General features: G+C 67.7%; 20 protein-coding genes. 8 read left to right on the forward strand and 12 right to left on the reverse strand.

All coding sequences use genetic code 11. From position 1 onward, the window contains the following. The first annotated feature begins 28 nt into the window (after positions 1 to 28). Positions 29 to 499 (forward strand): DUF2231 domain-containing protein, encoded by a 471-nt coding sequence (locus VG502_RS03390; protein ID WP_325548614.1) that lies wholly within the window; start codon positions 29 to 31, stop codon positions 497 to 499. Between the two features lie 70 nt (positions 500 to 569). Here the strand turns inward: VG502_RS03390 and VG502_RS03395 are convergent, their stop codons facing one another. From VG502_RS03395 to VG502_RS03415, 5 genes are all read right to left on the reverse strand, one after another. After that, positions 570 to 863 (reverse strand): GIY-YIG nuclease family protein, encoded by a 294-nt coding sequence (locus VG502_RS03395; RefSeq protein ID WP_325548615.1) that lies wholly within the window; start codon positions 861 to 863, stop codon positions 570 to 572. A gap of 190 nt (positions 864 to 1053) precedes the next feature. Continuing rightward, the gene (locus VG502_RS03400) at positions 1054 to 3849 is read right to left on the reverse strand and encodes an FAD-binding and (Fe-S)-binding domain-containing protein (protein ID WP_325548616.1); all 2796 of its coding nucleotides are present in this window, start codon (positions 3847 to 3849) and stop codon (positions 1054 to 1056) included. A 5-nt stretch (positions 3850 to 3854) separates the two neighbouring features. Next, complete coding sequence (locus tag VG502_RS03405) at positions 3855 to 5444, reverse strand: GMC family oxidoreductase (RefSeq protein WP_325548617.1); 1590 nt, start codon at positions 5442 to 5444, stop codon at positions 3855 to 3857. Between the two features lie 2 nt (positions 5445 to 5446). Then, a complete protein-coding gene (locus VG502_RS03410; RefSeq protein WP_325548618.1) occupies positions 5447 to 5944 on the reverse strand; it encodes a hypothetical protein in 498 nt (165 codons plus the stop codon). A 114-nt stretch (positions 5945 to 6058) separates the two neighbouring features. Beyond that, the gene (locus tag VG502_RS03415) at positions 6059 to 6844 is read right to left on the reverse strand and encodes an IclR family transcriptional regulator (protein ID WP_325548619.1); all 786 of its coding nucleotides are present in this window, start codon (positions 6842 to 6844) and stop codon (positions 6059 to 6061) included. Positions 6845 to 7023: 179 nt separating this feature from the next. Between VG502_RS03415 and VG502_RS03420 the strand changes: the two genes are divergently transcribed. The 3 genes from VG502_RS03420 to mctP all read left to right on the forward strand — a co-directional run bounded on the left by VG502_RS03420 (position 7024) and on the right by mctP (position 9538). After that, complete coding sequence (locus VG502_RS03420; protein WP_325548620.1) at positions 7024 to 7344, forward strand: putative quinol monooxygenase; 321 nt, start codon at positions 7024 to 7026, stop codon at positions 7342 to 7344. A gap of 197 nt (positions 7345 to 7541) precedes the next feature. Next, positions 7542 to 7829, forward strand: coding sequence for a DUF3311 domain-containing protein (locus tag VG502_RS03425; RefSeq protein WP_325548621.1), 288 nt, complete (start codon positions 7542 to 7544; stop codon positions 7827 to 7829). Beyond that, positions 7826 to 9538, forward strand: coding sequence for a monocarboxylate uptake permease MctP (gene mctP / locus VG502_RS03430; RefSeq protein ID WP_325548622.1), 1713 nt, complete (start codon positions 7826 to 7828; stop codon positions 9536 to 9538). Before VG502_RS03425 ends, mctP begins: the two co-directional genes overlap by 4 nt. 99 nt (positions 9539 to 9637) lie before the next feature. On the opposite strand, the gene VG502_RS03435 is transcribed toward mctP, so the two are convergent. After that, positions 9638 to 10939, reverse strand: coding sequence for an HD-GYP domain-containing protein (locus VG502_RS03435; protein WP_325548623.1), 1302 nt, complete (start codon positions 10937 to 10939; stop codon positions 9638 to 9640). Then, the gene (locus VG502_RS03440; protein ID WP_325548624.1) at positions 10936 to 12276 is read right to left on the reverse strand and encodes an HD-GYP domain-containing protein; all 1341 of its coding nucleotides are present in this window, start codon (positions 12274 to 12276) and stop codon (positions 10936 to 10938) included. The genes VG502_RS03435 and VG502_RS03440 overlap by 4 nt, the downstream gene beginning before the upstream one ends. 442 nt (positions 12277 to 12718) lie before the next feature. On the opposite strand from VG502_RS03440, the gene VG502_RS21820 reads away from it, so the two are divergent. Further along, complete coding sequence (locus tag VG502_RS21820) at positions 12719 to 12793, forward strand: 50S ribosomal protein bL37 (protein ID WP_370670776.1); 75 nt, start codon at positions 12719 to 12721, stop codon at positions 12791 to 12793. A gap of 242 nt (positions 12794 to 13035) precedes the next feature. On the opposite strand, the gene rsrA is transcribed toward VG502_RS21820, so the two are convergent. Together rsrA and VG502_RS03455 are read right to left on the reverse strand one after the other, a co-directional pair. After that, the gene (gene rsrA / locus VG502_RS03450; protein ID WP_325548626.1) at positions 13036 to 13305 is read right to left on the reverse strand and encodes a mycothiol system anti-sigma-R factor; all 270 of its coding nucleotides are present in this window, start codon (positions 13303 to 13305) and stop codon (positions 13036 to 13038) included. After that, entirely contained in the window at positions 13305 to 14123 is an 819-nt protein-coding gene (locus tag VG502_RS03455) for a sigma-70 family RNA polymerase sigma factor (RefSeq protein WP_414655696.1), read from the reverse strand. Before VG502_RS03455 ends, rsrA begins: the two co-directional genes overlap by 1 nt. A 248-nt stretch (positions 14124 to 14371) precedes the next feature. On the opposite strand from VG502_RS03455, the gene VG502_RS03460 reads away from it, so the two are divergent. Further along, positions 14372 to 14560, forward strand: a complete 189-nt coding sequence (locus tag VG502_RS03460) for a hypothetical protein (RefSeq protein WP_325548628.1) — start codon at positions 14372 to 14374, stop codon at positions 14558 to 14560. 27 nt (positions 14561 to 14587) lie between these two features. Here the strand turns inward: VG502_RS03460 and fgd are convergent, their stop codons facing one another. The 3 genes from fgd to VG502_RS03475 all read right to left on the reverse strand — a co-directional run bounded on the left by fgd (position 14588) and on the right by VG502_RS03475 (position 17143). Further along, entirely contained in the window at positions 14588 to 15592 is a 1005-nt protein-coding gene (gene fgd / locus VG502_RS03465) for a glucose-6-phosphate dehydrogenase (coenzyme-F420) (protein ID WP_325548629.1), read from the reverse strand. Between the two features lie 70 nt (positions 15593 to 15662). After that, positions 15663 to 16307 carry an alpha/beta hydrolase family protein gene (locus VG502_RS03470; protein WP_325548630.1) on the reverse strand — a complete coding sequence of 215 codons (645 nt, stop codon included), beginning with the start codon at positions 16305 to 16307 and terminating at the stop codon, positions 15663 to 15665. Further along, the gene (locus VG502_RS03475; RefSeq protein ID WP_325548631.1) at positions 16304 to 17143 is read right to left on the reverse strand and encodes an SOS response-associated peptidase; all 840 of its coding nucleotides are present in this window, start codon (positions 17141 to 17143) and stop codon (positions 16304 to 16306) included. Before VG502_RS03475 ends, VG502_RS03470 begins: the two co-directional genes overlap by 4 nt. A gap of 132 nt (positions 17144 to 17275) precedes the next feature. Between VG502_RS03475 and aroA the strand changes: the two genes are divergently transcribed. Beyond that, positions 17276 to 18583, forward strand: a complete 1308-nt coding sequence (gene aroA, locus VG502_RS03480; RefSeq protein ID WP_325548632.1) for a 3-phosphoshikimate 1-carboxyvinyltransferase — start codon at positions 17276 to 17278, stop codon at positions 18581 to 18583. A 3-nt stretch (positions 18584 to 18586) separates the two neighbouring features. Continuing rightward, positions 18587 to 19642: a ribosome small subunit-dependent GTPase A gene (rsgA, locus tag VG502_RS03485; RefSeq protein ID WP_325548633.1), complete on the forward strand. Its 1056-nt coding sequence runs from the start codon at positions 18587 to 18589 to the stop codon at positions 19640 to 19642. Position 19643: the final 1 nt, after the last annotated feature.

Genomic DNA, 19643 nt, shown 5'->3' on the forward strand with positions numbered 1-19643 from the left:
CGGCGCCCGTCCACCCCGTGTCACCGCCATGCACACCGCCTATGAGGTCAACGGCCTGCCCGCACACCCGCTGCTCGTGCACGCCGTCGTCGTTCTGTTGCCGCTCGCTGCTCTCTGCGCCATCCTCCACGCCCTGTGGCCCACGGCGCGAGCCCGACTGGGCATCGTGCCGACCCTGCTCGCCGCGGTGGGGACCGCGCTGGTGCCCATCACGGTCGCCGCGGGCCAGGCGCTGGCGGCCCAGCTCGGTGGCACCGGGGGCAATCCACTGCTGCGGCGGCACGAGCAGCTCGCCGAGCAGATCCTGCCCTGGAGCATCGCGCTCACCGTCGCGGCGTTGGGCAACTGGGTATGGCGGCGGTATGAGGACACGCTCGATCCCCGCCTGCAGCGCTGGCTGCGGCGCGTCATACCGATCGTCACCGTCATCGTGTCGGCCGGCCTGGCGATCGCAGTCCTACGAGCAGGCGACGCCGGCGCCAAGGCGACCTGGCGCTAGCCCCCACCTGTGGTGGCCGAGGAGTGGAGGAGCGCAGCGGGGGAACGTCTCGAGGCCCCGCATGCACCCGTCAATCGTCCGCGCTGCTCGTGCGCCTCCTCGACAAGAACGGCAGTAGGTCGAATCGCCCGGTAATCAGTGCCTCTCGCTTTGACCGACTCCAACCGTGGATCCTGCGCTCCAAGGCCCACGCCGTGCCAACATCCGATGTCTCGAAACACCAGACGAGTTCCACCGGCAGACGCTTGCTGGTGTACACAGAACCCTGGCCCACGTAGTGCTCCGACATACGGCGCTCGAGGTCGCGCGTGCTGCCGACGTAGTACGTGCCGTCGCCGCAGCGGAGAATATAGGTCCAGGGCATGCTCGAAGCGTGCACGGATATCGCTCACGATTCGCGTCTCTAGTTGTGGGGTGTGGACAACGTTCGGCTACATCGTGGGATGTGGAACGACGGGGCCTCGAGACGCTGGCTCGTACCTCACCAGCTCCTCGGCCACCTCGGGTGCGGGGCCTCGAGACGCTGGCTCGTACCTCACCAGCTCCTCGGCCACCTAGATGTGGTCGACCAGGACTTCGAGGATGTGGCGGTAGGTCTGTCCGGTGGCGCGCGACATACCGAGCTCGCAGGTGCGGTTGGCCGAAACATATTCAGTGCCAGCGACATCCGGCAGGTCGGCGATTTGAGCGGCCTCCGGATGGGTGGCGCTGGCTGTCAGCTCGGAGTGCAGCAACCCGCGGTCACCGGCGAAGGCGCAACAACCCCAATCGGTCGGGACCACGACCTCATCCGCGACGGCCTCGGCCAGCCGCACCAGCGACGGCGTCGAGCCGAGCACCGTCGTCGCGCACGTCGGATGCACCACCACGCGCGGCACACGTGACCGCACGGACAGCTGGGGCAGCACCGTCGAAGCGACGAACTCCAGCGCGTCGACGACCGTGATGGCCGGTGTCGCATCCCTGAGCAGCTTGATCAGTCCTTCGGCGCAGGAACTCGCGTCCACCACGACCGGCAGGCGGCCACCATCGGTGGCGTCGGCGAGGGACGACAGCGCCCGCTCCCGCATCTGCGCGTGGCCGTCCCGATAACCCTTGGACGACCACGGCGTCCCGCAGCAGAGTCCATCGATGCCCTCCGGCGTTCGCACCGAAACGCCTGCGGCCCGGCACAATTCGACCATCGCCGCCGATGTGCCCGCACCGGACGCTGCTCCGAACATCGCCCCGATGCACGCCGGGAAGAGCACCGCCTGCGGTACGTCATCCGACATGTGCGGTCGTTTCCTCCCACCGCGTGGCAGGCCCTCGTCATACAGCGGCACCCGATCGTCACCCGCGACGGCCCGGGCGCCACGGGTCAACGCCCTCGGCACCGCGGGCGGTACGGCGGACGCTGCCGTCAGCGCCACTGCACCGGCCCGTGTCGCGGCCGACCAGTGCTTCGCAGCCGTGGTCCACGCGCGCTCCTCGACCCGCGACACGTCCTGCCCACGTAGGCGTCGCACCAGATCGCCGGTGTCGATGTGCACCGGACAGGCCGTGCCGCACATGCCGTCGGCCGCACAGGTCTCGACACCGTCGTACTCATAGTCCTGCGACAGCGATGCCACCAGCTCGTCGTCGCCGTCGAGCCGGGCCTGCTCCAACTCGCGACGCAAGACGATCCGCTGCCTGGGTGTCAGAGTGAGCGACCTTGATGGACAGACGGGTTCGCAATATCCGCACTCGACGCAGCGGTCGACCTCCTGCTCCACCTTCGGTGCGACCTTGAGGTCCTTCAGGTGCGCACGCGGATCGTCAGTGAGCACCGCCCCGGGGTTGAGGACGGCGCCGGGGTCGGCGAGGTGCTTCACCTCGCGCATGACCTCGAAGAGCTCTGTGCCGTATTGCCTTTCGACGAACGGCGCCATGATCCGGCCGGTGCCGTGCTCGGCCTTCAGCGTGCCGCCCAGGCCGAGCACCAGGTCGACCAGGTCGTCGGTGAACCGGTCATAGCGCCGCAGCTTCGCGCCGTCGTCGAACTGCTCGACGAGCAGGAAGTGCAGGTTGCCGTCGCGCGCGTGGCCGAAGACGACCGAGTCGTCATACGCGTGCTTGGTGAACAGTTCGGACAAGTTCGTGCACAACTCGCCGAGCCGCGGCACCGGCACGGCCACATCCTCCAGCAGTGCGTTGGTGCCCGACGGCCGCGCTCCGGCGACCGCGCTGAACAGGCCCTTGCGGGTCTTCCAGAGGGCAGCGCGCGCGACCGGGTCGGTCGTGAGCCGCAGCGGCGCCTCCAGCGGCAGGTCGGCAAGCGCCGGCTCCGCACTGCCCCGCAGCGCGGACAGCTCGTCGTCGGTGCTCGCCTGGAACTCCACCAGCACCGCTGCCTGCCTGTCCAACTGCAGTCCGGCGATCTCGGCCGGACATTCCGGGTCGTCCTGCGCGACGTGCAGCGACCGGACGTCGAGCAGCTCGCCCGTGGCCACGCCCGCCGCCGCGATCTGATCAACGCTCGCCGACGCGGAGACCAGGTCGTCGAAGACCATCAGCCCGGTGGCGACCTTCGGCAGCACCGGCACGGTCCGGAACACCACCGACGCGACGAACCCGAGCGTTCCCTCACTGCCGATCAGCAGATGGCTGAGGATCGCTGCGGGGTCGTCGTGATCGAGGAAGGCGTTGACGCCATACCCCATGGTGTTCTTGATCGAGAAGAGTCGCTCGATGGTCGCGACTGACTCCGAGTTCGCACGGACCCGATCACGCAGGGCTGAAAGCCCTTGGTGCAGAACAGGTTCACGCTCCCGCAGCAGCTGGTCGGCGTCCGCGCGGGAGGTGTCGACGACCGTCCCGGACGGCAGCACGAAGACCATCGACTCGATCGTGCGGTAGGAGTTGAACTCCGTGCCGCATTGCATGCCCGAGGAGTTGTCCGCGACGACGCCGCCGATCGTGCAGGCGACCTCGCTCGCCGGGTCCGGACCGAGCCGTCGGCCGTAGCGGGCGAGCCGGGCGTTGACCGATCGCACGGTCACGCCCGGCTGCACCCGCACCCGTCGGCCGCCGTCCAGCACTTCCACTCCGTTGAACCCGGCCCGGGTGTCGACCAGGACCTGGTCGGTCACCGCCTGCCCGGACAACGACGTGCCGCCACTGCGGAACGTCATCGGTATGCCGAGCCGGCCGCACGCCCGCATCACCTCGGCGACCTGACCGGCGTCACGCGGTACGGCGACCGCGGACGGGATGAGCAGGTAGTGCGAGGCGTCGTGTGCTCGAGCCCGCAGGTCGAGCGGGCGATCGAGTACGTCGATCTCGGACGTGGCGAGGGCAGTCCGGAGGCGGGCGGGTAGATCCGTCATGTGGCTTACAGTGCACCCTTGGCCAGCTCGTCGGCGATGTACTCCGCCTGCCGGATCGCCAGCGCGACGATCGTCAGTGTCGGGTTGGCGGCCGCGCCGGTCGTCATCTGCGACCCGTCGGAGACGAAGAGTCCGGGCACGTCGTGCGCCTGGCCGTGCGCGTCGACGACTCCGTCCTCCGGCCGGGCACTCATCCGGCAGGTGCCCAGATTGTGCGTCGAGGGATATGGCGGGGTGTGGTGCGTGCTCTGCGCGCCGACCGCCTCATAGACGAGATCCGCTCTGGAGTAAGCGTGTTCGCGCATCGCGACGTCGTTCGCGTGATCGTCGTAGTGCACGTCGGGCACCGGCAGGCCCCACTGGTCCTGCTCGGCCGTGTTGAGCGTGATCCGGTTGGTCTCCTGCGGCATGTCCTCCCCCACGACCCACAGGCCGGCGGTGTTGAGGTAGGTGTCCATCAGCGCGGTGAAGTCACTGCCCCACGCACCCGGCTCCACGAACGCGGCCATGAACGCCGGCCCGAGTGCGATCGTCTCGAGGTAGTAGCCACCGGCGAATCCGCGCCCGGTGTCCAGCCGTGCCTCATCGGCGATGACGCCGGCCATCGTCTCTCCCCGGTACATCCGCACCGGCTTGTCGAAAGCTGCGTAGACCGAACCGGTCGTATGCCGCATGTAGTTCCGGCCCACCTGACCCGAGGAGTTGGCCAGGCCGTTGGGGTGCAGGGAGGACGCGCTCATCAGCAGCAGACGCGGTGTCTCGATCGAATTACCCGCCACACAAACGACTTTCGCACGCTGCCGGTGCAGGTTGCCGTCCTTGTCGAGGTAGAGGACACCGTCGGCACGACCGGACGGGTCGTGCGTGATCTGGACCGCGTGCGCCTGGGTGCGCAGGTCGAGTTTCCCGGTCGCGAGCGCCCGCGGAATCTCCCGGACAGCAGTGGACCACTTCGAGGCGTTCTTGTCGCCCTGGAAGTTGAAGCCGTCCTGGATCGAGGCGGGCCTGCCGTCATACGGTTCGGCATTGGTGCCGTAGGGGCCGGTGGCATAGAACTTGTAGCCGACCTCTTCCGCACCGCCGGCGAAGACCTTGTAGTTGTTGTTGGCCGGAAGCGGCGGACGGCCGTGCCGGTGCGTGGAGCCGATCGCCTTCTCCGCGGCGTCGTAGTAAGGGGCCAGGTCGGCGAGCGTGATCGGCCAGTCCAGCAGGTTCGCGCCCTGCACGCCGCCGTAGTAGCTCTTGCCCTTGAACTCGTAGTCCTTGAAGCGTGGTGTCGCACCCGACCAGTGCGTCGTCGTGCCACCGACCGCCTTGACGATCCAGGCCGGCAGGTTGGGGAAGTCGCGTGCCACCCGCCAGGAGCCGGACGTCGTGCGCTTGTCGAGCCACGCCATCTGATTGAAGGCGGCCCACTCGTCGTTCTCGTAGTCCTCTGGCTTCAGATAGGTGCCGGCCTCCAGCACGACGCACGGTATGCCGCGCGCAGTGAGTTCGTGGGCCAGCGTGCCGCCGCCGGCGCCCGAGCCGATGATCACGACGGCCTCGTCGTCGTGCGAGATCTGGAATCCTTGGGATCCATTGTCAGTGCTCATGTTCACGCCTCCTTCAGCTGGTCCTGGTCAGCCACTTCGACGAATTCCTCGGGGCCGTCGTATTCCTCGATGCGTGGATCGGGCAGCCAGTCGAGGTCGTTGAAACCCCGGTTCAGGTAGCCACCCTTGGAGAAGGACTCGCCTTCGTAACCGAGCGCGTCCCAGGCCTCGTGGTCGTCATACAGGATCGGGACGGCGACGCCACGGATGAAGGCGAAGAACTCCGCGTCGGCGATGTCGGTGAGCACCCTGCTCGCTGCGACGTCGTCGAGCTCGCGGAACGGGGCGCCCGCCGCACCGTCCAGGGTGCGCAGTCCGCGACTGAGCAGTGTGCAGTGCCAGACGGACTCGTGCACCTGATCGAGGATCTTGTCGGCGGTCCGCTCGTACGGCCCGTCGGGAAACTGCGCGTGCGGGTATGCCGTGCGCAGCAGCTTGATCAGGTTCGCGCGGTCGTCCGCGCCGAGCGCGGTCTCGTCGATGTTCGGCTGCGTTGCCATCGCTTCCTCCTGCAAGTGACTGTGATGACGCTCACAGTAGGCAGCGGGAGGGTCCTGCCCAAGGGTCGTTCTCGCGAAGCGATAACGCGTCGCCCACGGACGCGATCCTCGTCCTCAGGCCGTGTGCCCCGAACGGTAGTAGCGGCTGACCGCGGAGGCGGTGCGGCGCAGCTCGCGCTCCACCACGTCCCGTCGCTGCACGAAGAGTTCCTTGGGTGCCGACACCGCCACCGAGCCCACGATGCTTCCGGACGCACTGCGCACCGCGGCTGCACAGCACGTCGCGCCGGGCTGGAATTCCTCGAGTTCCCAGGCGATCCCGCGATCGGCGACGTCAGCCAACTGTTCGGCGAGTTCACGCCGTGTCGTCAACGTGCCCGGACCGAACCGCGGCATCGGGTCGGGGTCGAGGTGCCGCTCGCGCTGCTCGTCGTCCATGTCGGCGAGCAGGATCTTGCCCAGCGCGGTGGCGTGCGCGGCTTCGTGGAAGCCGAAGTCGATCGGCTTCAGCCGCGCCGCTGCCGGCGAGTCCACGGTCTGCACCACGACGATCTGCGCCCCTCGGTGGATCGCGAAGTAGGCAGCCATCCCCATCCGCTGATGTAGCGCGACGATCTCGCTGCGCACCGCTCGCGGGACGCCGATCTGCTGATGCAGGCTGAGGGCGAGTTGGTGCAGTTTGTAGCCCAGTTCGAAGCGCTTCTCCTCGCGGATGTGCACCAGGTATTCGGAGTCCAGCAGTTCGCGTACGAGCCGGTAGACGGTCGGCAGTGGCAGACCGATCGCGTCCGAGATCTCCTTTGCGCTGGCACCTCCGCCGGCGGCCACGAGTTCCAGGATCTGCAGCGTTCGTCGCACCGATCCGCCGCGGGCCGGGACGCCGTCATCCACCGAGGTCATCCTTCGACTGTACGACGCCACAGCCGGCTCGCACCCAGGAGTCCGAGCCGAGTGACGGAGGTTGTCACCCGGTGAGAATCGGCCTCCCGCAGGCGGCCGGGACCGTGCCAGAGTGGGGCGTTGCGGCGCCGCCACCGGCGTCTCGCGTCCCCGTACCCGAGCTGTCAAGGAGAGCAACAATGATCTTCATCTGCGTCAAGTGGAAGGTGAAGCCGGAGCACGCCGACGAGTGGATCGAGTTGACCAAGAGCTTCACCGATGCCACCCGCGCCGAACCCGGCAACCTCTTCTTCGACTGGTCCCGCAGCGTCGAGGACCCCAACGAATACGTCCTGATCGAGGCGTTCAAGGACGACGCCGCCGAGGCGCACGTGACGTCCGATCACTTCAAGGCCGCGCAGCGCGACCTGCCGCAGTACGTCCAGGAGACCCCGCGCGTCCGCAACGTGCAGATGGACGGCGACCACTGGGACGAGCTGGGCGAGTTCAAGATCGACTGAGCGCGACCCCGGTGGCCGAGTGGGGGAGGAGCGAGTCGAGATCTCGGCTCGCTCCGCCACGCTCGGACGACGCCCGAGCACCCGCTACGGGCAGGTAGATCACCGACGCGTCTCAGATCGGGTAAATCCCACCCGCACCAGACGTCCCAGCGGTAGCGTTTTCCGGTTAGCAACGTCACCCCGAGAGGTTGCACCCCATGGCTCAACACAAATACCCGGACAAAGCCCCGCCTGCGGACCGTCGCCTGCAGGTCATAGCGGGCATCTTCCTGCTGCTGCCGATGATCGCACTCGTCCCGGTCGGCTGGTACGCCCGGACGACACCGAAACTGGGCGCGTTCCCCTTCTTCATCTGGTACCAGATGGCGCTCGTCTTCTTCTGTGTCATCTGCACCTCGATCGCCTACGCGCTGGTCAAGAAGGCGCGGCCGGCCGTGCCTTTCCAGCCCGCCGACGCTCCCCTGGCCAAGGACGGTGAGGTATGACGAATCTCCTTCCCACTGCAGCGAATCCATCGCATCCGGGCGGTGGTCTCAACGTCTCGGCAACGGTCGTCCTGGTCCTGCTCTTCCTGCTGGTCACCGTCATGGGCTTCATGGCCTCCCGGTGGCGCCGCGGCAACACACTCGAGTCGTTGGACGAATGGGGCCTCGGCGGCCGCAGCTTCGGCACCTGGATCACCTGGTTCCTGCTGGGCGGCGACCTCTACACGGCATACACGTTCGTCGCCGTCCCGGCCGCGATGTTCGGCGCCGGCGCGGTCAGCGGCTTCTTCGCCGTGCCCTACACGATCGTGCTCTACCCGATCATCTTCTTCTTCATGTCGCGCCTGTGGTCGGTCAGTCACCGGCACGGCTACGTCACCGCCGGAGACTTCGTCCGCGGCCGCTACGGCTCGCGAGAGCTGTCACTGGCCATCTCGGTCACCGGCTTCGTCGCAACGCTTCCCTACATCGCGTTGCAACTGGTCGGTATTCAGGCCGTCCTGGAGGTCGCGGGCATCGGCGGCAAGGGCAACTGGTTCGCCAATGACGCGCCGTTGTTCGTCGCGTTCGTCGTGCTGGCGGCATACACCTACACCAGCGGCCTGCGGGCACCGGCGATCATCGCCTTCGTCAAGGACATCCTGATCTACCTGGTGATCATCGTCGCGGTGATCTACCTGCCCACCAAGATCGGCGGCTGGAGTCACATCTTCGATGCGGTCCACGCCAAGGCGGAGTCGCCTGCGGGCCAGGCCGCGAAGTTCTCCGACACGGTCGGTCCGAAGGCCCAATGGGCTTACGTCACACTGGCGTTCGGCTCCGCGATGGCGCTCTTCATGTATCCCCACTCCATCACGGCCGTGCTCTCCTCCAAGAGCCGCGACACGATCCGCAAGAACGCGTCGATGCTGCCGGCATACTCCTTCGTGCTCGCGCTGCTCGCGCTGCTCGGCTGGGTGGCCATCGCGGCAGGCACCAAGCCGATCGGCCTCAACGGCAAGGCCAACCCGCAGCTGGTCGTGCCGCAGCTCTTCGAGGATCAGTTCCCGAGCTGGTTCGCGGGAGTGGCGTTCGCAGCCATCGCGATCGGCGCCCTGGTGCCGGCCGCGATCATGTCGATCGCCGCGTCCAACACGTTCACCCGCAACATCTACAAGGAGTGGATCCGGCCGAACGCGACGGTCCAGCAGGAGGCCAAGGTCTCCAAGCTGACGTCGCTGGTGGTCAAGATCTTCGCCCTGGTCTTCGTGCTCGCGATGGACAAGCAGAACGCCATCAACCTGCAGTTGCTCGGCGGCATCTGGATCCTGCAGACCTTCCCGGCGATCGTGATCGGCCTCTACACCCGGTGGATGCACCGCTGGGCGCTACTGGCCGGTTGGGCCGTCGCCATGGTCTACGGCACGTGGAAGGCCTACGAGGTCGCCAGCCCCGCCACCAAGCACTTCGGTGGGTCGCTGTCGAACATCCCGGTCATCGGTCAGCTCGGTTACATCGCGTTCACCGCGGTCGTCATCAACGTCGTGATCGCCGTTGTGCTCACCTTCATCTTCAACGCACTGAAGGTGCCCGCCGGCAGCGACGAGACCGTGGTCGCCGACTACTTCGTGGAAGCCGACGACCCGCGGATCTCCGACGATTACGACCCGACGGACCTCGGCACCGGTGAGTCCTCCGGCCCGACATTGGCGAAGCCGGATCCTGCCTGATCGGACACACAGCAGGAACGCCGACGGCGCGGGTGGATCACCACGATCCACCCGCGCCGTCCTATTCCGGTCCGATGCTCGGCTCGCCCGTCCCGGCTGTCAGCGTGCGCGGTCGTGGTGACCCGCGGTGACCTTGATCAGCAGGTCCAATACGGTCGGGTCGTATTCGTAGCCGATGCCGAGGGTGAGGCGTTCGATCGCTGCGTCGCGCAGCGCGTCATCGCCCCTGGTGAGGTCCTCGAATGCGTTGCAGACCTTGACGATTCGCGCACTCATCGGGACCGCCTCGCCATACTCCTGGACTTCGCGGAACTGCACGACCTGCGCCTCGATGATGTCGGCGACGCCGTCGAGCACCTCCGTACGGCGGACGATGCGGGCCCCCTCGTCGGCGATCCCACGCTGGTCCGACGGTGCAACATCGATGGTCGCGCCGCCGGGGATCGGTGCAGCGAGCGACACCTGGCCGATGTCGTGCAGGCGCGCGGCGTCCTCCAACTCGTCGAGCTCGCGGTCGTTCATGTGCAGCTCCGCACCGATCCGGCGGGACAACGCCGCAACCCGCGCCGAATGCCCCTCCGGGGTATAACCGGCGATGTCGGTCAGCTGCGACAGCGCCGCGATGGTCTGCCGCCGCGTGTCGATCACGGACGCCTGCTGTTGCAGCGCAAAACGCAACAACACCAACGGTGCCGACATCAGCGGTATGGCGAGAACCCCCAGCGCCGACATGCCCAGGGCGATCGCGATCGATGTCGAGACGACCGCTGCGTTCAGTGAGGTCTGGATTTGGACCACATCGCGGAACTCCGCCCGGAACGAACGGCCGTCGCGGTGCAGGTAGACGGATGCGATCAGCATCACCGCACCGGCGACGATGCCGGCCACCGCCATCGCGGCGGCCGACCGCCAACGGTGCGAGCCCCACTCGCCATACATGTCAATGGCGGAGACCCCGGAGAAGAACGGCACGTCCCGGTAGAGCACCGACGCGAGAGCGATGCCTATCAGGGGCCCGATCCGCGCCGATGGGGTCGGTCGTATGCCGAGGAAACGCCAACTCAACAGGCCGCCGAGCACGCGCCCGACGATGGCGGTGGCGAGCACCTCCCAGGTGGAGTCGGGTATCCGTCCCTGCGCACTGAACGGCTGCGGTCCGGCGAACGCCAGACTGAGCGCGACGGCCGTCGCCACCGGTGTGCTGAGCCGGCCGCCAAAGAGCGAGAGGTGCAGCAGGGATGCGGAGGCGATCGCCAGCGCGAAACAGCCGAGCACCAGCAGGCAGACGCCCGAGGTGAGTTCCTTCTGCAGGACCGCAGCGCCCAGGCTGGCCACGACCAGCAGCACTGACCAGCTGGTGACCGCGAATCGTCGGCCGCGAATGCGGGCCGGACGTGTCACGGCCGGCCCGCTTCGAAGGCGAGCAGATCGGAGACTTCGGGAAGGTCGTGATCCAGCCATCGCGGACCGGATCCTGCGGGCTCGGTCACAGCCGCATCGCCCGGGCCGATGTCGACGGTCGCGAAGCCGTGCGCCGACTCCGCGATGGCCACCAGGGCGTCGACGCATTCGGGGTCGAACTGCGTCGCCGATCTGGCGCGCAGCACCTCGACGGTGGGTTCCACGCCCACTCTGGGCACCAGCGCACAGAAGGTGTCCGCCACGGCAAGGATCCGCGCCAGCAGCGGAATCGCTTCTCCTGCAAGGCCGTCGGGGTAACCGCGGCCGTCCCATCGCTCGTGGTGATGACGAATCCCGGTGATCGAGTCACCCAGGAACTCGATGGAGCGCAACATCTCGACCCCTCGGTGAGGATGACGTCGGATGCGATCGAGATCCTTCTGCCGGCCGTCGTCCGCGGTGTGCCGGCCCTCCACCGGCGCCACCATCCCGACGTCGTGCAGCAACGCGGCGAAATGCAGGGCGTCCGCTTGCGGTGGGGAGAGCCGTAGCTCGTTGCCGATCAGCTCGCTGACCTTCGCGACCCGCTCGTTGCGGCCGCGCATGATCGGGTCTCGAGCCTCGCCCGCCGCGACCAGACTGGACACGGTGCGTTCATGGGCAACCGACTCGGCATGCTGTTGGTAGTAGGACCACTGCGCCAGAAGAAGGGGGGCCATCATCACCAGAACGGTTGCCGGTCCGAGTCCGACTTGGTCCCAGAGCACGGCGAAGAGGAAGCCGACCACTCCGTAGCCTAGATAGGTGCGTCCCACCTGGCGCACCAAGCGGCGCCACGTTACAAAGACTGGCGGACCGCCGTTCACAGCGATCATCAGACTTACGCATCCGGTGTTCAGGAGCAGCATCACGACGGTCGCTCCTGCAAGCGGCACAAGTTCACGTTCAATGGTGTCCAGCGGACTGAGGACGCCGCCTCGGATGTGTCCGCCGAACAGGAGGTAGGCGAGGCCGCCAAGAACACCCACAAGCCCATTCATGGACAAGTTGAAAACTGTCGCCACCCTCGCCCGACGGCGCGCCGAAGCGAGTTGTGAAACGATGCCGACGGCCGCAGCCCCCAGGGGACCGGTCAACGGGATTGCGGCGCCAAGCAGAATCGACGTCAGAGAGACTCCAGCGTCTGCAGCAGTAAGCCTTCGGAGTTGGGCGACGGTCGCCACCAGCGCTAACGCGGCGAGAACTACGACCGCCAGTACTGACACTTCCGTCGTGTCGGCCAGCAACTGATACGCCGACGCCGTGGCCACGAGCGCAAAGATGAGCGCTGTTGACACACGCCACGCTGGTGAAACTCTGGTCACCTGCTTACGTTACCCGTCGGCTGACGATCGCGCCGACGGCTCTTCCCCCTCGGACCCGCCCCGAAGTACTACAGCGACTGGGTCAGCTCGGCTCCCATGTGACGGTGTTGGAGCTCATCTGACCCGATCCCGAGAGGGAGCCCGTGAGCAATGCGATGAGTGCTGCATGATCCATGTCCAGATCCTTTCCGCGCTCCCCTTCCAGGGCGGGGCGCAGATCTCACGTACGGCCCTCCAGGGTGAAGGACGTATCTCAATCGATCGCCATTGTCCCATGACGTGGGCCACATCTGGCAACCCGGACGGCGAGCAGCTTCAGTTCTTGACCAAATCTTTAAGGTCCATCCCGTGTGAGATGATGACTCGGCCGCGTTCGCGGCTACCATCAGCTTCCGCTCGATCCGAGGAGTTCACCATGAGCAAGCGCGCCCGCAAGCGTCGCAGCCGCAAGGGCAAGGCCGCCAACCACGGCAAGAAGCCCAACGCCTGAGGCGAAGACTCGTACCTCGTCTTCACCTCAGCGTTGACTGGGTCATTTATCGGCCTCCGGCCGAACGCCCGAGGCGAAGACTCGTACTTCGTCTTCACCTCAGCGTTGACTGCGTCATTCATCGGCTTCCGGCCGAACGCCTGAGACTGCGCCATCGGCGACATCCCGAAGGCAAGCGAAACGGCCCGGCGGCACGCGCACTGCGTGCCGCCGGGCCGTTCGTCATACAGCCTCGCGGAGTGTCAGGTCTCCTGGACGTTGACCTGCGTCACCTGGGTGACCCGCACGCTGGTGATGCGGTGCAGGATCTGCGTCCGCAACGTGTCCGGCGCCTGTTCACAGGCGCACGACCGCTGAACCAGGGCCTTGAGGATCCGGTCGAGCTCGTATTCGTCCAGGCACGGCGGGCACTCATCGAGGTGAGCCTGCAGCTTCGCGCGGCCGGCGTCGTCCAGCTCGCCGTCCAGGAGTTCGTAGATCCGCGACACGTAGTCGCCACATTCGGCGCCCATCAGGAAGACGCCCCTTCCTTGATGAAGCCACGCTCGACGGCGTAGTCGGTCAGCAACTCACGAAGCTGTCGCCTGCCGCGGTGCAACCGCGACATCACCGTACCGATGGGGGTATCCATGATCTCGGCGATCTCCTTGTAGGAGAAACCCTCGACATCGGCCAGGTAGACAGCCATCCGGAAGTCCTCCGGAACCTCCTGCAGGGCGCGCTTCACATCGCTGTCCGGCAGGTGATCCAGGGCTTCGGTTTCGGCGGACCGCAGCCCGCGCGATGTGTGCGCCTCGGCACGCGCCAGCTGGTAGTCCTCGATCTCGGCGGCGTCGGACTGCTGCGGCTGACGCTGCTTCTTGCGATAGGTGTTGATGTAGCTGTTGGTCAGGATCCGGTAGAGCCAGGCCTTCAGATTGGTGCCCGGCTTGTACTGGTGGAAGGCGGAGAACGCCTTGGCGAACGTCTCCTGGACCAGGTCCTCGGCGTCGGCCGGGTTGCGGGTGGTGCGCAGCGCAGCGCTGTAGAGCTGGTCGAGGTAGGGCATGGCGTCACGCTCGAATCGCGCCATGCGGTCGGTTTCCGACTCGCTCGCGACATCGAGGTTGGGATCCTCAGCAGACGTCGGCTGCAAATCACTGCCTTCTTGAGTGGTCATCGACACCGAGCCTAGACCTCCGGTGGATTGTGGGGCGGGGCTGACGAGGGTCGAGCCTCCTGCGGAGCCGCCCGGCTCCGAGAGCGTCAAGGGCGCGTGCAACAAGCTGCACTCCTCACTGCGAAGATGATCCTGGACTGTCTCTTCCAACGGCGCCGGCGATCGATGCATTCCCGTTATGCCGCGGCGCCCTCGCCGAGCGCCCCGACCGCAGGCCTACCGGCATCCCGACTGCAGCACGACAGCGCCCCGCACGCAATTCTGCAGGTAAAGCAGAAGTAAAAATTGTCAAAAGTGGCGGTATAGCACGGATCACGTCAACATCGACCGGCACGGGCCTATGACCGGCCAGATCCCTGTCATGCCAATACTTCCGAATCGGTTGACGGTCGACCAGTCGAGCACTAAATTCGCTGATCGTGCTGGTCTTTTTCGCAACCGTGGTGTTTGTCTACGCAACGTCGTTGTGTTTTGTCATCGCCCTTTTCATCCGCACTGTGCTGCGGGAGCGCAGCACGCCGACCGGCACGGCCCGGACCGTCCTCGAGCTGGCGCCCACTCAGCCCCTCGAACCGCCTGCTCACGCCGACGTGGCCAAGACCGCCTGACACACGCCGGCCGCCGACGCGGTCACCTCAGAATCGCTCGCGCAGCGCCGGAAGCACGTCCGCACTGAACTGCGTCAGGAAGCGACGCTGGTCGTTGCCGGGCGCGTGGACCACCAAGTGTGTGAACCCCAGATCGACATACGGGCGCACTCCCTCGATCACCGTCTCGACATCCGACGCGACGATCCACCGTGACGCGATCTGCTCGATCGGCAGCGCATCCGCCGCACGCTCCATCTCGATCGGGTCGTCGATGCTGTGCTTCTGCTCGGGCGTCAGCGCCAGCGGTGCCCAGAACCGGGTGTTCTCCAGGGCGCGCTCGGGATCGCGATCGTAGGAGATCTTCACCTCGAGCAGGCGCTCGACCGAACCCGGTTCCCGCTTGCCCAGCCGCTCGCCCTCCTGCATCGCGGGCACCAGCTTGTCGGCATACAGCTCCATGCCCTTGCCGGAGGTCACGATCACGCCGTCACCCATCCGGCCCGCGTACTTCGCGACCGTCGGGCCGCCGGCGGCGACGTAGACCGGGATGGGCCGCTCCGGCCGGTCGTAGATCGTCGCGTCGACGGTCCGGTAGTAATCACCGTCGAAGCTGACGCGTTCCTTGGTCCACAGCTGGCGCATCAACCGCACCGATTCGCGCAGCCGCGCGAAACGCTCCTTGAACTCCGGCCAGCCCTCCTGCCCGACCGCGATCTCGTTGAGCGCCTCGCCGGAGCCGACGCCGAGGATCACCCGGTCCGGGTAGAGGCAGCCGAGCGTCGCGAACGTCTGCGCGAGCACGGCCGGGTTGTAGCGAAAGGTCGGCGTCAGCACCGAGGTGCCCAGCACGATGCGATCGGTGCGGGCGCCGGCCGCGGCGAGCCAGGTCAGCGCGTGTGGCGCGTGCCCACCCTCGTGACGCCACGGCTGGAAATGGTCGGACGCGAAAACGCTGTCCATGCCGGCACGTTCGGCCTCGACGGCCAGCTCGACCAGCTCACGGGGCGCGAATTGCTCTGCGGATGCTTTGTATCCGATCGTCAGGCTCATGGGGCCACGCTACGCCGGTCCCGATACACCTCCTCCGCTGCGCTCCCCTGCACTCGAGCAGCGTGGCCGGCTAATCAGCCAGCGAGGCAAGCCAGTCGCGAGCGGCGGTCAGGACCTGCTCCCGGCCGCGCGCGAGGCTGTGATCGCCGGGCACTCCGGTGATCGTCGGCGCCGGTCCGAGCGCCGACCGGACGTCGTCCGGCCGACCGAACGGATCGCGCTCCCCCTGTATGACGGCAAGCGGCAACCCGGCGTCCAGCACGAGCTGCGCCTCGGAGGCTCTGGAGCGGTCCGGGTTGTTCGGCGGGTGCAGCGGGAAGGACAGCGCCAGCACCGCATCCGCGCCGACCTCCGTCGCGGTTCGGCAGGCGACCCGTGCACCGGCCGAGCGACCGCCCACGACCAGTGGACGAGGCAACGCCCAGCGACCGCTGGTCAACGCGTCGAGCAGTGGAACCCATGCAGCATCAAGGGTTTTCGGCGGTGTTGCGACCTTCTTGCCTGCAACCCGCCAGGGCTGCTCGACGCGTACGTAGGTCCAGCCGTCGTCGACCAGTGCACGGAGCGCGACCAGGTCCGCTGCGTCGATGCCGCCGCCTGCACCGTGGCTGACGACGAGGCTGCCGCGAGCGTGGGGTTTCGATGCGCTCGGGCGCTCGATGTGGACGCGCGCGGCGCCGGGCGGGGTGTCGATCAGCCTGGTGCGTAGGGTCATCCGATTACTTCTCCGGTCATGGGATCGACGACGCCTTCGAGGTCGGCGCGCGGCGCCGGTTCGAGCAGGGCGGGTCCGTTGTTGCGGCTGGACCCGACCGCCCTGCCGACCGGCCACGCCTCGAAGCGGCCCATCGTGCGCGGCTCCAGCAGCGCGCGGATGTCGTCCGGATCGGTCAGGGTCGGGTCCAGCCAGCTGGCCCACTGGTCGTGGTCGAGCACCACCGGCTGCCGGTCGTGGATCCGGTCCATGCCGGGCTCGGCCTCCGTCGTGACGATCGTGTAGCTGACGACCCACGAGCTCGGGTCGTCGGCTGCACGATCGTCTGCGGACTTGTCCCGCCAGAATTCGTAAACCCCTGCGAATGCAATGGGTTCGCCGTCGCCGCGATGAATGAAGAACGGCTGTTTGCGCGGCTTCCCCTTGCGGTCCTTCGCGGTGGGACTGGCCTGCCATTCGTACCAACCATCAGCGGGCACGAGGCAGCGCCGGGCGATCGCCGCGTTGCGATAGGCGCCCTTGTCGAGCAACGTCTCGGCGCGGGCGTTGATCATCCGCAGGCCGATCCTGGCGTCCTTGGCCCAACTCGGGACCAGCCCCCAGGTCAGCATCCGCAACTGGCGTAGTGGCGTCGCCGCCGGGTCGTCGCGGGGCGCTCGGGTCAGCACCACCGGTGCCTGCTTGGACGGCGCGACGTTCCAGTCGGGAGCACCGACCGGCGGGTCCTGCGGGTTGACGAGCAGCGACCGGCTGCGTTCGTCGGAGCGGTCCTGCTCGATGTCGAAGTCCTGCAGCAGATCATCGGGGGCGAAGCTCGCGGCATACCGGCCACACATGAGGCCAGCGTATGACGATCCGCGCGCACCTGGCTCCCGCCCTGCCGAGCGCGCCCGGCCGAACTCGCTCCGCACAGCGCGATCGGTACCACCGGAACCACGGAGCCACGTTGGCTCGGTAGCCTTGGCACGATGAGCGCAGAACCTCCGCATCCGACCTCCACCGCCACCATCGCAGCGGGCGACTGGCTCGCCCCGACGGCCGACCGAGCGGTGGACGCCGTCGTGCCGGTGCCGGGCAGCAAGTCGCTGACCAACCGCTTCCTCGTGCTGGCCGCCCTCGCCCAGGACACCTCGCGACTGTCCCGGCCGCTGCGCTCGCGCGACAGCACGCTGATGTGCGAAGCACTGCAGAGCCTCGGCACCCGCATCGAGAGCCGCAGCGACGACACCGAATGGCTCATCGAGCCCGCGGCCCTGCGCGGCTCGGCCGACATCGACTGCGGACTCGCCGGCACCGTCATGCGCTTTTTGCCCCCGGTCGCCGCCCTCACCGACGGCACGGTCAGCTTCGACGGCGACGAGGCCGCCCGGGTGCGGCCGCTCGGCCCGGTGCTCGAGGCGTTGCGCTCACTGGGCATCACCGTCGACGGCGACGGCCTGCCCTTCACGCTGACCGGCGCCGGCCGGGTCGCAGGCGGCACCGTCCACATCGATGCCTCCGGCTCCTCACAGTTCGTCAGCGGGCTGCTGCTGGCCGGTGCGCGGTATGACGACGGCATCACCGTGATCCACGAGGGCAAGCAGGTCCCGTCGCTGCCGCACATCGCGATGACCGTCGAGGTGCTGCGCGACGCCGGCGTGCTGGTCGATGACAGCGAAGCCAACCGCTGGCGGGTCGAGCCGTCCCAGATCCACGCCCTGGACGTCGAGGTCGAGCCCGACCTGTCCAACGCCTTCCCGTTCCTCGCGGCCGCGCTCCTCACCGACGGCCGGGTCACGGTGCCCGACTGGCCGGTCGTCACCACGCAGGCGGGCGACCACGCGCGCGACATACTCCAGCAGTTCGGCGCCGACGTGCAGCTGAAGCGCGAGGGCCTCACGGTCCGCGGCACCGGCCGCATCGAAGCCGTCGACCTCGACCTGCACGACGCCAGCGAACTGTCACCGGTCGTCGCCGCGATCGCAGCCTTCGCCGACGGGCCGAGTCACCTGCGCGGCATCGGGCACATCCGCTTCCACGAGACCGACCGGCTCGCCGCTCTCGCCACCGAGCTCAACGCGCTCGGGTCGGATGTGTCGGAGACCGAGGACGGCCTCGTCATACGCCCGAAAGTCATGCGTGGCAATGCATTTCGAACGTATGGCGATCACCGCATGGTGATGGCAGCCGCCGTGCTGGGCCTGCGTGTGCCGAGCCTGACCGTCCAGGACGTCGCCACGGTCGCCAAGACGATGCCGGACTTCACCGCTCGCTGGACCCGCATGATCGGAGACTGAGAGATGTCTCCGCGCGGGCGCGTCTACGACGAGTCGGACGTGCGCGTGCGCCCCGGCAAGCGCGGCAGCCGCCCACGCACCAAGGAGCGTCCCAAGCACGACGACGCCGTCATCGGCCAGGTCACCACCGTCGACCGCGGCCGATGGACCTGCCTCGTCGACGGGCGCTCGGTGCTCGCGATGCGCGCCCGCGAACTCGGTCGCACCAGCACCGTCGTCGGAGACCGCGTCGCGCTGGTCGGCGACACCTCCGGCGACCCTGGCACCCTCGCCCGCATCGTCCGGGTCGAGCCGCGTACCAGCGTGCTGCGCCGCACCGCCGACGACACCGATCCCTACGAGCGCGTCATCGTGGCCAACGCCGACCAGCTCGCGATCGTCACGGCACTCGCCGACCCCGAACCCCGCCCGCGGATGGTCGACCGGTGCCTCGTCGCGGCATACGACGCCGGTATGACGCCGTTGCTCGTCCTCACCAAATCCGACCTGGCCGACCCGGCGCCATTCCTCGCGGGCTACGCGGGCCTCGACGTCCCGCACGTCGTGACGCGAACCACCGCCGACGGCATCGAGGGCCTCGACCAGGTGCGCGATGCGCTGCTGGGCCGGATGACCGTCCTCGTCGGCCACTCCGGTGTCGGCAAGTCCACCCTGGTCAACGAGCTCGTGCCCGGAGTCGGTCGTGCCATCGGCCACGTCAATGCGGTGACCGGCCGCGGGCGGCATACGTCGACGTCCGCGATCGCGCTGCCCCTGCCGGATGTCCGGGGCGGCACCGAGGGCTGGGTCATCGACACCCCCGGTGTGCGGTCCTTCGGGCTGGCCCACATCGAACCCGACCGGATCATCAATGCGTTCCCCGACCTGGCCGGTGGCACCGCCGAGTGCCCGCGCGGCTGCACGCACGACGAGGAGGAATGCGCGCTGGACGCCTGGGTCGCCGACGGCCACGCCGGCACCAGTGGCGCCACCCGACTGGCGTCCCTGCGTCGCCTGCTGCGCACCCGCACCGGCGAATCGGATCCGCAAGAGACCGAGCAGCCGCACGACCAGGAATGAC

It is taken from the genome of Flexivirga sp. (assembly GCF_035551235.1).
Taxonomy (GTDB): Bacteria; Actinomycetota; Actinomycetes; order Actinomycetales; family Dermatophilaceae; genus Flexivirga.